General features: G+C 29.6%; 13 protein-coding genes and 1 riboswitch. All 13 genes read left to right on the forward strand.

Annotated elements, in window-relative coordinates:
* Window positions 1-91 precede the first annotated feature (91 nt).
* The 13 genes from DQN46_RS02490 to DQN46_RS02550 all read left to right on the forward strand — a co-directional run bounded on the left by DQN46_RS02490 (window position 92) and on the right by DQN46_RS02550 (window position 14,109).
* A complete protein-coding gene (locus DQN46_RS02490) occupies window positions 92-1,024 on the forward strand; it encodes a dihydroorotate oxidase (protein WP_111742894.1) in 933 nt (310 codons plus the stop codon).
* Between the two features lie 66 nt (window positions 1,025-1,090).
* Window positions 1,091-1,702, forward strand: coding sequence for a phosphatase PAP2 family protein (locus tag DQN46_RS02495; protein WP_004632484.1), 612 nt, complete (start codon window positions 1,091-1,093; stop codon window positions 1,700-1,702).
* Between the two features lie 148 nt (window positions 1,703-1,850).
* Window positions 1,851-1,952: riboswitch (purine riboswitch) on the forward strand.
* A gap of 267 nt (window positions 1,953-2,219) precedes the next feature.
* Window positions 2,220-2,909: a pentapeptide repeat-containing protein gene (locus DQN46_RS02500; protein WP_111742895.1), complete on the forward strand. Its 690-nt coding sequence runs from the start codon at window positions 2,220-2,222 to the stop codon at window positions 2,907-2,909.
* Window positions 2,910-2,957: 48 nt separating this feature from the next.
* The gene (gene truA, locus DQN46_RS02505; RefSeq protein ID WP_111742896.1) at window positions 2,958-3,755 is read left to right on the forward strand and encodes a tRNA pseudouridine(38-40) synthase TruA; all 798 of its coding nucleotides are present in this window, start codon (window positions 2,958-2,960) and stop codon (window positions 3,753-3,755) included.
* 148 nt (window positions 3,756-3,903) lie between these two features.
* The gene (locus DQN46_RS02510) at window positions 3,904-4,725 is read left to right on the forward strand and encodes an energy-coupling factor transporter ATPase (protein ID WP_111742897.1); all 822 of its coding nucleotides are present in this window, start codon (window positions 3,904-3,906) and stop codon (window positions 4,723-4,725) included.
* Window positions 4,710-5,600, forward strand: a complete 891-nt coding sequence (locus DQN46_RS02515; protein WP_111742898.1) for an energy-coupling factor transporter ATPase — start codon at window positions 4,710-4,712, stop codon at window positions 5,598-5,600. Before DQN46_RS02510 ends, DQN46_RS02515 begins: the two co-directional genes overlap by 16 nt.
* Window positions 5,593-6,381 carry an energy-coupling factor transporter transmembrane component T family protein gene (locus tag DQN46_RS02520; protein ID WP_111742899.1) on the forward strand — a complete coding sequence of 263 codons (789 nt, stop codon included), beginning with the start codon at window positions 5,593-5,595 and terminating at the stop codon, window positions 6,379-6,381. The genes DQN46_RS02515 and DQN46_RS02520 overlap by 8 nt, the downstream gene beginning before the upstream one ends.
* A 12-nt stretch (window positions 6,382-6,393) precedes the next feature.
* Complete coding sequence (locus DQN46_RS02525; RefSeq protein ID WP_111742900.1) at window positions 6,394-7,425, forward strand: L-threonylcarbamoyladenylate synthase; 1,032 nt, start codon at window positions 6,394-6,396, stop codon at window positions 7,423-7,425.
* Between the two features lie 16 nt (window positions 7,426-7,441).
* Window positions 7,442-8,401, forward strand: a complete 960-nt coding sequence (locus DQN46_RS02530; protein ID WP_004632470.1) for a glycosyltransferase family 2 protein — start codon at window positions 7,442-7,444, stop codon at window positions 8,399-8,401.
* A 3-nt stretch (window positions 8,402-8,404) separates the two neighbouring features.
* The gene (locus DQN46_RS02535; protein WP_111742901.1) at window positions 8,405-9,973 is read left to right on the forward strand and encodes a hypothetical protein; all 1,569 of its coding nucleotides are present in this window, start codon (window positions 8,405-8,407) and stop codon (window positions 9,971-9,973) included.
* The gene (locus DQN46_RS02540) at window positions 9,954-11,150 is read left to right on the forward strand and encodes a leucine-rich repeat domain-containing protein (protein ID WP_111742902.1); all 1,197 of its coding nucleotides are present in this window, start codon (window positions 9,954-9,956) and stop codon (window positions 11,148-11,150) included. Before DQN46_RS02535 ends, DQN46_RS02540 begins: the two co-directional genes overlap by 20 nt.
* Window positions 11,151-11,524: 374 nt before the next feature.
* The gene (thrS, locus tag DQN46_RS02545) at window positions 11,525-13,468 is read left to right on the forward strand and encodes a threonine--tRNA ligase (RefSeq protein WP_111742903.1); all 1,944 of its coding nucleotides are present in this window, start codon (window positions 11,525-11,527) and stop codon (window positions 13,466-13,468) included.
* A gap of 56 nt (window positions 13,469-13,524) precedes the next feature.
* Window positions 13,525-14,109 carry a peptidylprolyl isomerase gene (locus DQN46_RS02550; protein ID WP_111742904.1) on the forward strand — a complete coding sequence of 195 codons (585 nt, stop codon included), beginning with the start codon at window positions 13,525-13,527 and terminating at the stop codon, window positions 14,107-14,109.
* The last annotated feature ends 85 nt before the right edge of the window (window positions 14,110-14,194 follow it).

The raw sequence follows: 14,194 nt of genomic DNA on the forward strand, positions 1-14,194 counted from the left end.
TATATTTGATTTATAGTTTGGTTCTTCTTATCAATAGTAACTAATGAATATTTATGATAAACTATATAAAAAGCTTTGTGGAGGGAGAAAAATGTTAAAAACAACATTTTTAGGAATAGAATTAGAAAATTGTTTAATGAATGCATCTGGTGTTCATTGTATGAGTGTTCAGGAACTTAATGAACTTGCTGGAAGTGCAGCAGGAGCTTTTGTTACAAAGACTGCAACAAGAGATTACCGTGCAGGGAATCCTGAACCGCGTTATTATGATACAAAATTAGGAAGTATTAATTCGATGGGGCTTCCTAATAATGGATTTGATTATTATTTAGATTATGTATTAGAACGCCAAAAACAAGGCGCCAAGCTACAATTTCTATCAGTAACAGGTATGAGTTATGAAGAAAATATTGGACTGTTGAAAAAAATCCAAGAAAGCGATTACGAAGGAGTAACTGAGTTTAATCTATCATGTCCAAATGTTCCTGGTAAGCCTCAGATTGCCTATGATTTTGATTTAACAGAGAAGTTGTTAGCCGAGGTTTTCTCGTTCTTTACGAAACCACTAGGAGTAAAACTTCCACCGTATTTTGATATCGCCCATTTTGATGCAATGGCAGAGATTTTAAATAAGTTTCCACTAACTTATGTAAATAGTGTTAATAGTATAGGTAATGGATTATACATTGATTTAGACAAGGAAGAGGTTGTTATCAAACCAAAAGGTGGCTTTGGTGGTATTGGTGGAGAATATATTAAACCAACTGCATTGGCAAATGTGCGTGCCTTTAGACAACGTCTTAATAAAGATATTAAAATTATTGGAACTGGTGGGGTTACTAATGGACGTGATGTTTTTGAGCATATACTGTGCGGAGCAGATTTGGTACAAGTAGGTACAATTCTTCATCAAGAAGGAGTTGGAGTTTTCGAGCGTTTATCAGCTGAATTAGAAGAAGTAATGCGAGGAAAAGGTTACTCAAGTATAGAAGATTTTAAAGGGAAATTAAAAACTTTAGACTAAAACAAAGGATAACTAGATAGAATAACAAAGAAATCTAGTTATCCTAATTTTATTTAAGGAGATGACATGGAGGAAAAGAAGTATAATTTTATAATGTTAGTATCAATTTTTATATTTTTAATTATCGCAATAGGTTATGATAGCTTTTTAAAAAATTTTGATTTGAGAATAATTAATTTTATTCAAGGTTTTGAGAGTAGCGAATTAACTATTTTTTACAAGTCTATAACTGATATAGCCGATACATGGCAGAGTACAATACTAGTAGTTGTGATAACAGTAATTTTGTATTTTTTAAAGTATAAAAGAGAAGCGTTGTTTTTGATACTAACAATGTCAACATGTGGAATAATAATGTCTTTTATAAAAAATATATTTGAAAGGCAACGACCAGAAATTCATCGATTAACAGAAGTTAGTGGTTTGAGCTTTCCAAGTGGTCATAGCACATCTGCAACAATAATGTACCTAACGTTAGGTTTAATAGCTATTAATGTATTTCAAAAGACAAGTAAATATCTTATTTTACTTATATCAATTTTAGGAATATTGATAATTGCAACTTCAAGAATATATCTAGGGGTCCATTATCCTACTGATACTATGGCAGCGATATGTTTAGGTTTCTTTGTTGTGACATTTTATTATAAAAGTTATTACAAGAAAATAAAAAAATAAGTTATAAAAATAAAATAGAAGGAAATATCTGTTATCATGATTTATAATTGATATAATAACTTTTAGAGAGGAATAAAAATGGTATAACTATATTTTTTTGTTAATTATAATAAAAAATACTTGAAATATTAAAGGATAACTGGTATTATATTAATTAAATAATATAGCACATATAAAGGCAGGGATATGGCTTGCAAGTTTCTACCATCGAACCGTAAATTTGATGACTATGGGCAATTCTCTATCGATGCAAGAAAGTTATAATAGTAAGTATTATATATGTTAGTAGGCTGTATTATGTAGTCGAATGAAAATATAGATCGAAGCAGGGATTAAATATTTTCATGAGAAAAAAGGAAAAGAAGTTTATTAATTATTATGTAAAAAATTTATAAAAGTAGTATAAAGAACCTACTTTTTTCTTTTGAATTAAATTAAATATTGAAAGTAAAGTTTAATTTTTGGACTTTACTTTTTATTTTTTCTCTCTATGATATAATATAAATGAGGTGTTTTTATGGAAAAAATTTCTTTTGAACAATTTAAAAACAAGTTAAAACAAGGAGAAAAAGATTTTACAAATTTGATTTTAGAAAATATGAATTTAGAAAATTATGATTTAAGTGACATGAATTTTTCACATTCTAATTTTATTAATGCTAATTTATCAAATGTAAATTTTTATAGTAGCCAACTTGTTAATGTTCTTTTAGATGATTGTAATTTGCAAAATGCCAACTTAAAAAATGCTAATTTAGAGCGTGCTTCTCTGAGACGAGTAAATTTGACTTATGCAGATATAAGAGGTGCTAAATTATATGCAGCAGTTTTAGAAAATGCTATTTTAGATAATATAATATTTGATGATAAGACAGAAAATTTTCGTATTCATTGCCCTGAACAAGGGGCTTTTGTCGCATATAAAAAAGGTTTAGACAACCTAATTATAAAACTGTTGATACCTAGCGATGCTAGAAGAGTGTCGTCTACAATGAATTGTTGCAGATGCGACAAGGCTAAGGTTTTAGAAATAAAAAATTTTGAGGGGACAAAGTTTTTTGATGAAGCATGGTCAACGGTAGCAGAAAATTTTTGCTATAAGTTGGGTGAATGGGTATATGCCGAAAATTTTAATGAAGATCGCTGGTATGATTCTACTGGTGGAATTCATTTCTGGATGACTGAAGATGAGGCTAAAGCTTATTAATTGTTTGTGAAAAGCTATATTTATAAAATAAATTTTGAGGAGATAAGAGTGAGAGTAGTTTTACTATGTAGATATGATGGAAGTGATTATCATGGATTTCAAATCCAGCCAAATAACAACACTGTTCAAGAAGAAATAGAGAAAGCATTAAAAAAGATAAACAAAAAAGATATAAGAGTATATATGAGTGGTCGGACTGATAGTGGGGTGCATGCTTATGGACAAGTACTTCATTTCGACACAGAATTGAATATCCCAAATGAAGCGTGGAAGAAAGTATTAAATGCTAATTTGCCAGCAGACATTAGAATTTTTGGTGTTACAACAAGTAATGAGGATTTTCATGTTAGATATAATAGTACAAGAAAGACTTACCATTATAAATTATATATAGGTCAAAATGTAGATCCGTTCTTACTGAATTATGTAGGACAACATAAATATAATTTTAACTTTGAAAAAGCTCAAAAGGCTTTGAATTATTTTATAGGAGAACATGATTTTTCTTCATTTTGTTCAAAAAATTCTAGTGTTGAAGATAAGATTAGAGAAATTTATTATTTTAATATGTATTATGATAAAACCAACCCACGTGTTATTAACTTTGATGTTTGTGGAAATGGATTCTTATATAATATGGTGCGTATTATAATTGGTACTATTCAAGATGTAGCAGCTGGGAAATATGAAGCGGAATATGTAAAAGAGATTTTAGATAAAAAAGAACGAAAATATGCTGGGCCAAAAGCAGATGCAGCTGGATTGTATTTAAAAGAAGTTATTTATAATAACGAAGAAATCAATAAGTTTATAAAAGAAGGATTGGCTAGATACGAAAATATATAGAACTAGTAAAAATATATGTATGGATTTTTGAAATAACAATCTTGGAGAACACTAAGTTATTGCTTGAGTAACTATAAAAGTTTAAGTTTGAGAAACATACTGAAATTTGGTATAATGAAATGATGTTTTAAAGAAATGAGTATAGATAATGATAAAGTTTGACAATGTATTTTTCAAGTATAATAATTCTAAAAATATGACATTAGCAGATATAAGTTTTGAAGTACCAAGAGGTAGTTGGTTAACAATTCTTGGAGAAAATGGTAGTGGAAAGTCTACACTGATGAAACTGCTTTATGGGCAAAATTTGGCAACTAAAGGAAAAATTCTTTTTGAGAATAAAGAATATACAAAAGAAACATATAATGATATTCGTCAGAAGATTGCAGTTGTTTTTCAAAATCCAGATAATCAGTTTGTAGGAGCTACTGTTGAAGAAGATATAGCATTTGGATTAGAAAATAAAAATCTCCCTCGTGAAAAAATGGAGCAGATTATATGTGAAGTATTAGATATAGTAGATATGAAAGATTATAGAAAATTCGAACCAACTTCACTTTCAGGAGGCCAAAAACAACGAGTGGCTATTGCATCAGCACTAGCTTTGCGTCCAGAGGTTTTAATTTTAGATGAAGCGACAAGTATGCTAGATCCTGTTGCTAGAAAATCTATATTAGGATATATAAAAAAAATAAATAGAGAACAAAAACTTACAATTATATCTATAACTCATGATGCAGAAGAAAGTATTTATTCAGATAATATTATAATTTTGGAAAAAGGAATAATCGTCTATAATGGAAGTTATAATTTTTTATATAATGATATTAATATACTGAAAAAATACCATTTAGAGATACCTTTTTTAGAGAAAATAAAGAATGAATTAAATGCTTATTTAGATATAAAAACATTTGAAATAGAAGAAGATGAGAGGAGTGTAGTTGAAAAAATATGCAAATTAATTTAAAAGATGTTAGCTATATTTACAACGAAAAAACTCCTTATGAAAAAGAAGTATTAAATAATATTAATTTAAGCATAGAAAGAGGTCGCTATACTGTTATAGTAGGAAAAACAGGGAGCGGGAAGTCTACATTAATAGAGCATTTTAATGGTCTATTGATTCCGACAAGTGGAGAGGTTAATGTAGATGAAATGGTAATAGTAGCGCCTAAGAATAAAAAAGAACGTCGCGTATTAGCGAAGAAGTTGAGAGAACTTCGAAAAAGTGTATCTGTTCTTTTTCAATTTTCAGAACAGCAACTTTTTGAAACGACTGTGTTGAAAGATATTATATTTGCTCCATTAAATTATGGAATAAGCGAAGAAAAAGCCATAGAAAGAGCTAAAGAATTAATATCTCTTGTTGGATTAGATGAAAGTTATTTGGAAAAATCTCCATTTGAATTATCTGGTGGGGAAATGAGAAAAGTAGCTCTTTGTGGCGTACTGGCTCTTGAACCTAAGGTATTGATTTTAGATGAACCAACTATAGCTCTTGATTACAGAAGTCGTGAGGAAATAATGGATATGGTCAAAACTCTGCAAAAAGAGAAAAAAATGACTATAGTTCTTGTGACTCACAATATGGATTATGTCTTAAAGTATGCAGATATTGTCCATGTCATAAATTCTGGAGAAATAGCATTTTCTGGATTGCCAGAGGAGTTGTTTTCTAATAAAGAGTTATTAAAAGATAATTCACTAGAACTTCCCGAAATTTTGAAATTTTATTATCAGTTGAAAGAGCAAAATATTGATATAGGATTATTTCCTAGGGAATATAGAGAATTGACGAATAGTTTAAAAAATATGATAAAGAGGAAAAAGGAAAATGAATAGTTCGTTGATAAGTAAGTATATACCGTTAAATACTATTATTCATAATTTAGATCCTCGAGTGAAATTATTTTTTGTAATTTGTTATTTTATTGATGTTTTTATTGCGCATAGCGTGGGTGAGTTATTAATCTTATCTTTATTTTTAGTATTAGCGATTATATTATCTAAAACAAACATCGCCTTTCTAATTGACAGTGTTAAAGCTATTCTATTATTAATAATATTTACTTCATTAGTTCATCTTATTTTTAATAAAAGTGGGAATATTATTTTAGAATTTTATGCTTTTAAAATCTATAGTGGAGCTTTTTATGGTATAGCACTTATCACAGTTCGGTTTGTACTTGTAGTTATGATGATGGTTGTATTCATGGGGACTACTTCACCGAGTGATATTACTCACGCTATAGAAAAGAGCCTAGGATTTTTGAGGAAAATAGGAATTCCAATTTCTACATTTGCACTTGTATTGTCTATTTCTCTTAGATTTATTCCTACTATTTTAGAAGAAACTAATAGAATAATAAATGCCCAGGTATCACGTGGTTCAGATTTTAATGAAGGAACTTTAATTCAAAAAACTAAGAAATTCATTCCAATTTTGATTCCATTGTTTATCGGAACATTAAAAAGAGCGGATGAACTTGCGACTGCAATGGAAGTAAGAGGATATAGTACAACAACTATAAGAAGCAGATATAAAGAACTAAAATATAATAAGTTAGATTATTTAAGTTATATGTTAATTATTCTGACTACAATATTTATAGTGATAATGTAATAAGGAGATTATATGGAAACTGAGATAATAAATATTTCTAAAAGTAATAATAAAGAAGAAATATATAATAAATTAATTACTTACTACAAAGATAATAAACTTATTGCTATTCCAACAGAAACAGTCTATGGGTTAAGCGCAGATGCAATGAGTGATGAAGCTGTTTGTAAAATATACGAAGCAAAAGGTCGACCAAGCGACAATCCATTAATAGTTCATTTTTATGAAATGAATCAGCTTAATGATATAGTTGATTATCAAGATGAACGTGTAGACAAGTTAATAGAAAACTTTTGGCCAGGACCAATGACACTAATTTTGAATGCTAAAGAAAACAATGGTATCTCGAAGAAAGTTAGTGCAGGACTATCAACACTTGCGGTAAGAATGCCATCTAATAAGACGGCACGCCAGATTTTAAAGGAGACTAAAGTTTTATTAGCCGCACCTAGTGCGAATACTAGTGGGAAACCATCTCCGACAAAATTTGAGCATGTTTATCATGACCTTAATGGCAAGATTGATGTTATAATTGAAGATGAACAATCGGATATTGGTTTGGAAAGTACAGTAATAGATTGTACGAGAACGCCTTTGGTTATCGCAAGACCAGGAGAGATAACTAAAGAGGATATTGAAGGAATCTTAGGTCTAGGTAGTGTTAAATACAATGATGAAGTAATGGTTGACACGCAAACTCCTATAGCACCTGGAATGAAATATCGTCATTATTCACCAGAAGCAGAGCTGTTATATTATGAAGATTCTTTAGAAAAAGCTTTAGAATTTTTAAAAACTAAAAATAAAAAAACAGGTTTTATAACTTATAAAAGTAATGAGCATTTGTTTGAGAATCTAAATATATCTGTAAAATATTTGGCAGATAATGAGAAAAGTGTTGAACAATCTAATAAAAATTTATATAATATTCTAAGAGAGTTTGACGAAGAAAAAGTAGAAGAAATATATATTCTACCAATAAAAGAAACTAAAGAAAATATTGCGTTATTGAATAGACTTAATAAAGCAATAAGTAGAAAATAAAAATAGGAGATTTATAATGAAAAAGTTATATGTAGTAATACCTTGTTATAACGAAGAAGAGGTATTGTTTGAAACTGCAAAAAGATTAGAAATTAAAATGAATAATATGATGGATGAAGATTTAATTTCTAAGGACAGCCGTGTAGTATTAGTAAATGACGGTTCTAAAGATAAAACATGGCAAATGATTGAAGAACTTCATGAAAAAAATCCATTATTCAGCGGTATTAATTTAAGTAGAAACCGTGGGCACCAAAATGCTCTTTTAGCGGGGCTTATGACTGTTAAAGATCATTGTGATGTAAGTATCTCAATGGATGCAGATTTACAAGATGATATTAACGCGATGGATGAGATGATGAAAAAATATCTAGCAGGTTGCGATATAGTTTATGGAGTTCGTTCAGCTCGTACGACTGATACATTCTTTAAACGCTTCACTGCAGAAGCATTTTATCGCGTTATGGAAAAACTAGGTGCTAATACTGTTTTTAACCATGCTGACTATCGTTTAATGAGTAAACGTGCTTTAGACGGTTTAGCAGAGTTTAAAGAAGTAAACCTATTTTTACGTGGAATTGTTCCTATGATTGGATATCCAAATGATATCGTAACATATGAAAGAGCAGAGAGATTTGCTGGAGAAAGTAAATATCCACTATCAAAAATGTTAGCTTTTGCTTTTGAAGGAATTACATCTTTATCTGTGAAACTAATTAGATTCATTACAGTTGGTGGAGCATTGATGATTTTTATTGCTGCAATAGTATTCTTCTATACATTGTATAGTTACTTTGCAGGTTTTGCTAGACCTGGATGGTCAAGTATGATGATTTCAATGTGGTTTATTGGAGGAATGATTATGATTTCTCTTGGAATTGTTGGAGAATATGTAGGTAAAATCTACTTAGAGTCTAAAGAACGTCCAAGATTTATTGTTGAAAAATTCTTGAACGAAGAAAAAAGTGAGAAATAATCTATGAATAAGGAAATATTTACTAAGTTATCTAATTTTTTAGTAAAAATAGTAGCTATTATATTTTTTGTACTAATGGGTTTAAATACTTTATTGGTACTTACAAAAACTGCAATATTTCCTAGCGATTATCAAGAAACATTATATTATAAACAGGACAATGCTATACTAAATATTATTTTTTTAATAATATTTAGTATAGTTATCTTAATATTAGTGAAGTATTTGAAAAAGATTATAAGTGTAAAACGACTTGTACTTCTTGTTATGATATATACTTTTATTATAAGTATTTTGTTTGCAATATTACGCCGGGATTATGTTCAGTTTGACCCGTTTCACGTAATTGATCAAGCTAATAACTTTATTCGTGAAAATTATAGTGGACTTGATAAAGGAGATAATTATTTATATATCTATTCACATCAAATTACAACGGTATTTATTTTTCAAATAATATTATCTTTATTTGGAAGAGCAACATTTATTCTTTATATAATGCAAAGTTTTTCTATAAGTTTTATAATTTTTATGTTGTATAAAATTGCGAATATACTTTTTGAGGATGAAGATACCAATTATATTGTTGTCATATTAGGTGCGTTATGTTTTCCACTTATTTTTTATGTAGCTTTTGTTTATGGCTTATTACCTGGAATGTTTTTAACGCTTGTTGCATATTATTATTTTATAAAGTATACAAAAGAAAAACATTGGTATCAGCTTGTAATAAGCTCCTTAAGTATCAACTTAGCAATACTTCTAATTGGTAATAATTCAATACACTTGTTGGCAATTTTTGCAGTAGCTGTAATTTATTTTATTCGTAATAAGGATTGGAAGATAATTGCATTTATCTTAAGTTGTGTATTTTTAATGAGTGCGTCAAAGAGTATTATTACAAATTATTATGAAGTGAAAAGCCAAAAAGAAATCGCTGAAGGAGTTCCCAAAATTACTTGGATAGCTATGGGAATGCAAGAAGGTGAACGTGAGGCTGGTTGGTGGAATAGGTTTAATTATGATATTATGCCCGAAGAGGAGTATGATACAAAACGCATTATTGAAATTTCTAAAACCTCAATGAAGCAGAGGTTAAATGTTTTTCGTGATAATCCAAAATATGCTTTAGATTTTTATCAAAGGAAATATGAAAACCAATTTATAGAGCCTACGTTTCAAAGTTTATTAGTAACAGCACCACAGCGAAACTTTAGTAATGAAACAACACTTGAAAAGATTAGAGACTTTTTTGTTAAGCAGATTTACTTTAATCACACACACACTGTTTTAGAATTTATAATGAAAGTATTTCAAGTATTTGTTTATTTATTTACATTTGTTTTTGCGGTTGTTATGTATAAACGAAAAAATGAATTTTTTGCTATTATACCTATTGCTTTTATAGGTGGAACATTATTTAATATAATTTGGGAAGCGAAGAGTAGATATATTTTCCCATATTTTGTATTTCTAATTCCACTTGCAGCTTATGGTTTAGTAATTGTTAGAAATAAAATAAAAGAGTATAAAAAATTAAAAGAGGAAAAAGATGAAAAAAGTACTATATAGCACTTTAGCGGTTCTTACTTTAAGTTTTACAGTACCACAAATAGTGTTGGCGAATGATGTTTATGTACCTTTTGGTGAAAGGAATTATTCAGAGGCTGAAAGTGGTGAGAAAATAAACTTTGAAGACTTGAACTTAAAAGAAGCATTGCTAGAGTATTATAAATTTCATATAGATAAGAAGTATAAAGGAAAAGACATTACGGTTGGGATGATGAAGCAGTTTACTAGTTTGTCATTACCATGGATGAATATTTTCTCGCTTCAAGGGCTAGAACATGCAACTAACCTGAAAAGTTTAAATCTTTCTAATAATTTTATAGAGGACTTAAAGCCATTAGAAAAATTAACAGAATTGGAAGATTTAAACTTAACTAATAATAAAATAAAAAATCCAGAAAGTTTAGGAAAGCTTACGAAGTTAAGACAATTAGTTCTTCGTAAAAACTTAATGAATAACTTAGATTTTATGAATAATCTAAATGTTGAATCATTAGACATTTCGATGAACGGTGTATTAAAAGATTATATACCTAACAACTTAAAGCTTGATAATATTCGCAGTCTAAATATATCTGGAATTGGCTTTGACAATATTTCTTTTTTAAAAAGTGCAGTTAAACTAGAAAGTCTTATTGCTGAAAAAAATGCTATAAAAGATTTAAGCCCATTAGCCGAATTAAAGACTTTGCGTACACTTTATTTGGATAGAAATGATATACGTGATATAAGCCCATTGAAAAATTTAGATAATCTTGAAGAATTATTACTATATAAAAATAATCTTGAGGATATTTCAGTATTAGCTGGGAAAAAATATTTATATCGTTTGATGCTAAATGAAAATCTAGGTTTAAAAGATATTAGTGCTTTGAAAACTGTTGATCATTTAGCAAGTTTAGATATTTCTGATACTGGGGTAAAAGATATAACGCCTTTAAATAATCATAAGTATCTTTACTATGTTGCAGTAAAAAACACAAAAATTAGCAAAAGTGATTTGGATAAATTTGAAGCAATTAATATGGCTGTAAAAAAAGATAACGATATTGATAAAAATCTAGAGATAGTAAAAACAGAAGCAGCCAAATACTTTAGTATCAAAAACTATATATTTATGTTACTGATTGTCTTAATAACTTTTAGTGGTATAAGAAGTTATTGGAGAAGGAATAAGTAAAATATTAGATAGTTTGAATAGTTAGAATAAAGAAAATTTATTTCTAAATTTCCTCTTGAAATTGAAGTATCTTTGTGCTAGAATTACATTAATGAATAAAAATACATATGTACTTAGGATACGATATATGGCTAACTTATTTTAGAGAGGGTATGGTGCTGAAAATACCTATAAGCGTTATATGTTACTACCTTGTTTATAGTATGAAGTTAGCAAGCTTTAATTGCATTATGAGGAAGTATTTACTTCGAACTTGGGTGGTACCACGAAATTATTCGTCCCTTCTTTAGCATAGGCTAGAGAAGGGCTTTTTATTTTGTGTAACAAATATATGTAAAGCTAAGTATTCATGTAAATAAAAGGAGATTTTTATAATGGCAAAATTAGTTTTTCCTGATGGAAATGTTAGAGAATATGATAATAAAACAGCGTTAGAAATTGCAGAGAGTATTAGTATCAGTCTTAAGAAAAAAGTTATTTCAGCGAAATTAGATGAAGACTATATCGAGTTGAACAAACCAATTACAAAAGATGGGCACTTAAAACTTATTGTTGCTGATGATGAAGACCAAGATTCATTATATGTACTTCGCCACTCTTCAGCACACTTGCTTGCACAAGCACTGAGAAGATTATATGGGAAAGATATTCATTTTGGTGTTGGGCCAGCAATTGACGGTGGATTCTACTATGACTTTGATTCAGAATACAAAATAAGTGAAGAAGACTTTAAAAATATTGAAAAAGAAATGAAAAAAATAATTAGTGAAAATGTTGCTATTGAAGGACGTGAGGTTAGTCGTACTGAAGCATTAGAAATTTTCGCAGCAGACCCATATAAAGTTGAATTAATTAATGACCTTCCAGAAGATGAAGTAATTACTGTTTACACTCAAGGTGATTTTGTTGATCTTTGTCGTGGAGGACATGTAGCTTCTACTTCTAAAATTAAAGAATTCAAACTTTTATCAGTAGCAGGAGCTTATTGGCGTGGAAATAGCGATAATAAAATGTTACAACGTATTTATGGAACAGCTTATTTCACTAAAGAACATTTAGAACAGCACTTAGTAAGGTTGCAAGAAGCTCGTGAACGTGACCATAGAAAACTAGGTAAAGAATTAGGAATCTTTACAACAAGTCAAAAAGTAGGAGCAGGTCTACCACTTTGGTTACCAAATGGTGCTACTATCCGCCGTACAATCGAAAGATATATCGTCGATAAAGAAGTAGAACTTGGATACGACCACGTTTATACACCAGTTTTAGGTTCTAAAGATTTATATATTACTAGTGGGCACTGGGAACACTATCAAGAAGACATGTTTCCACCAATGGAAATGGATCATGAAACAATGGTTCTTCGTCCTATGAATTGTCCACACCATATGATGGTTTACAAAAATGAGCGTCACTCTTACCGTGAATTACCTATTCGTATTGCTGAACTTGGTATGATGCACCGTTATGAATCAAGTGGGGCAGTAAGTGGGCTTCAACGTGTTCGTGGAATGACTCTTAACGATGCACATATTTTTGTTCGTCCAGATCAACTTAAAGATGAGTTCAAATTAACAGTAGGATTAATAGAAGAAGCATACAAAGATTTAGGAATTACTAACTTTAGCTATCGTTTATCTTATAGAGATCCAGAAAATACAGAAAAATATTTTGATGATGATGTGATGTGGAATAATGCACAGCAAATGTTAAAAGAAACTGCAGATGAGTTAGGTCTTGATTATGTTGAAGCAGAAGGAGAAGCTGCTTTCTACGGACCAAAACTTGATGTTCAAGTAGAAACTGCAATAGGAAAACAAGAAACATTATCAACAATTCAACTAGATTTCTTATTACCAGAACGTTTCGAATTAGAATACATTGGAGAAGATGGTAAAGCACATCGTCCAGTAGTAATTCACCGTGGTATTGTGTCAACAATGGAACGTATGGTTGCCTTCTTATTAGAAGAATACAAAGGAGACCTTCCGACATGGTTAGCTCCAAACCAAGTGCGAATTATTCCTGTAAATAATGATTACCACTATGATTATTCTAAAGAAATCATGCAAGAACTTAAAAAAGCTGGTGTAAAAGTAGCTATCGATGATAGAGATGAAAAACTTGGATATAAAATTCGTGAAGCAGCTAACAAGAAAATACCTTATACTCTAGTAATAGGGGATAAAGAAGTAGAAAATAAAGGAGTTAATGTTAGAACATTTGGTTCTCATGATCAAAAAGAAGAAAGCTTTGTTGAATTCAAAGAAAATATTTTAAAAGAGATTAACGAAAGATTAATTGAAAAAAACGCATAATAAAAGAAAAATAAAGAGGAAGAGGAGTCTTCTTCCTCTTGCCTTGGAGGAAATATATGTTACCACAATTAACAAAAGAAATACTTGATGGAGAAATCAAAGTAACTATTAAAACAACGCATGGAGATATGGCATTTAAGCTTTTCGAAAAAGATATTCCTAAAGCAGTAGAAAATTTTGTAACACACGCTAAAAACGGATATTATAATGGAATAATATTCCACCGTGTTATAAAAGATTTTATGATTCAAGGAGGAGACCCAACAGGAACTGGTATGGGAGGAGAATCAATCTGGGGTAATAGTTTTGAAGATGAATTTTCAATGGATTACTTCCACTTTTATGGAGCTTTAAGTATGGCAAATGCAGGTCCAAATACAAATGGTAGCCAATTCTTTATTGTTCAAAATAATCACCTAGATGCAAGAACTTTGGATGCATTAGAACAAGGTGGTTGGCCAGAAGAAGCTATTAAAGGATATGCTGAAGTAGGTGGAACACCTCATTTAGATCATCGTCATACAGTTTTTGGTCAATTATTAGAAGGTGCAGAAACTTTAGAAAAAATTGCAGCAGTGGAAACTGGAGCTCAAGATAAACCAGTAGAAGAAGTTGTTATTGTTGGAATAGATGTAGAATAGAAGATAATTAAAGATAGATTTGCAGTCAAATTTATATTTTGATGCTAATTTATCTTTTTTATTATTCTGTAAAAAAATACTTTTA

The sequence above is a fragment of the Gemella morbillorum genome (genome assembly GCF_900476045.1).
GTDB classification, from domain to species: domain Bacteria; phylum Bacillota; class Bacilli; order Staphylococcales; family Gemellaceae; genus Gemella; species Gemella morbillorum.

Bases quoted from the DNA above. Each gene is read 5' to 3' on its own strand.
- DQN46_RS02490 (WP_111742894.1), top strand. From the start codon at position 92: ATGTTAAAAACAACATTTTTAGGAATAGAATTAGAAAATTGTTTAATG.
- DQN46_RS02495 (WP_004632484.1), top strand. From the start codon at position 1,091: ATGGAGGAAAAGAAGTATAATTTTATAATGTTAGTATCAATTTTTATA.
- DQN46_RS02500 (WP_111742895.1), top strand. From the start codon at position 2,220: ATGGAAAAAATTTCTTTTGAACAATTTAAAAACAAGTTAAAACAAGGA.
- DQN46_RS02510 (WP_111742897.1), top strand. From the start codon at position 3,904: ATGATAAAGTTTGACAATGTATTTTTCAAGTATAATAATTCTAAAAAT.
- DQN46_RS02515 (WP_111742898.1), top strand. From the start codon at position 4,710: ATGCAAATTAATTTAAAAGATGTTAGCTATATTTACAACGAAAAAACT.
- DQN46_RS02520 (WP_111742899.1), top strand. From the start codon at position 5,593: ATGAATAGTTCGTTGATAAGTAAGTATATACCGTTAAATACTATTATT.
- DQN46_RS02525 (WP_111742900.1), top strand. From the start codon at position 6,394: ATGGAAACTGAGATAATAAATATTTCTAAAAGTAATAATAAAGAAGAA.
- DQN46_RS02530 (WP_004632470.1), top strand. From the start codon at position 7,442: ATGAAAAAGTTATATGTAGTAATACCTTGTTATAACGAAGAAGAGGTA.
- DQN46_RS02535 (WP_111742901.1), top strand. From the start codon at position 8,405: ATGAATAAGGAAATATTTACTAAGTTATCTAATTTTTTAGTAAAAATA.
- DQN46_RS02540 (WP_111742902.1), top strand. From the start codon at position 9,954: ATGAAAAAAGTACTATATAGCACTTTAGCGGTTCTTACTTTAAGTTTT.
- thrS (WP_111742903.1), top strand. From the start codon at position 11,525: ATGGCAAAATTAGTTTTTCCTGATGGAAATGTTAGAGAATATGATAAT.
- DQN46_RS02550 (WP_111742904.1), top strand. From the start codon at position 13,525: ATGTTACCACAATTAACAAAAGAAATACTTGATGGAGAAATCAAAGTA.